The organism is Elstera litoralis (assembly GCF_000963705.1).
Classification (GTDB): Bacteria; Pseudomonadota; Alphaproteobacteria; order Elsterales; family Elsteraceae; genus Elstera; species Elstera litoralis.
Map to the genome: position 1 here is coordinate 1 of NZ_LAJY01000651.1, position 954 is coordinate 954.

The 954-nt window shown below is 55.8% G+C and carries 1 protein-coding gene; it reads right to left on the minus strand.

Going from position 1 to position 954, the window contains the following annotated elements:
- Positions 1-237 precede the first annotated feature (237 nt).
- On the minus strand, positions 238-696 hold the full coding sequence (locus VZ95_RS18655; RefSeq protein WP_045777199.1) for a helix-turn-helix domain-containing protein: 459 nt from the start codon (positions 694-696) through the stop codon (positions 238-240).
- Between the last annotated feature and the right edge of the window lie 258 nt (positions 697-954).

Here is a 954-nt window from a genome sequence, read left to right on the forward strand (position 1 = left end):
TCGCAGACTTTATCCGGATGACCTTCGGAAACGGATTCGCTGGTGAACAGATAATCAGACGGACGGGCCACCGGATTCCCCTTTAAACTGCCGTAAATTAAACCAGAACTCTAGGTTCTGGCCGATCTTTCTGTCGTGTCCCGCGCAGAGCGTCAAGCCCCGTTAAGAAAGACGCGAGCGTAAAAGAGCGCCACCGGAGGCCGGGGGCGCTCTTGAGCGGTATGCTTAAAAGCCCGGTTACGAGGCTTCGCTGACCGTGCGCGAGAGGGACTTCGTCAGTTCCAACACGCTTTTGCGGACTTTTTCGTCCTTAATCCGGTCAAAGGCGCGCGCCAGTTCCAGAATTTCCCGCTTGGAGAGATCCTTGCTGTCGAAACCCGGTGTGGCTTCGGACATGCCGGGCACGCGGCCGCCACTGGTTTCGGCATTCATATCGTCGAAGAAGAACGACACCGGCACATCCAGCACGCGCGACAGTTCGAACAGACGGCTTGCGCCGATACGGTTCGCGCCGCGCTCGTACTTCTGAACCTGCTGGAACGTGAGGCCGATAGCCTCGCCCAGTTTTTCCTGGCTCATGCCGAGAAGCGTGCGGCGCAGACGAACGCGGCTGCCGACATGAATATCAATCGGGTTGGGCTTACCGTCGGGCGAACCACGGCTGCCCCGGCGACGCTTCACAACAATGGTGGTCATGATCTCGATCCTTTTTTCCGGCGATAATCGTTTGATTGAGAAGTATCGCCTACGTTTGTAGGCGTCAACCCTACGCTGTACTGGTTAATGAATTACTATAAATTGGCACGAAGGCGTCGAACTACCAGGAGCAGTATCAGAAAAGTCACGACAAGCAGGGTAATGAGATCACCGAAACGCGCAAATGGCGGTGGGTCGAGCGGCAGGGGAAGTGGAATGGTTAAAGCCATTTCTGTGTTCAGAGTCAGACTGTTCCAG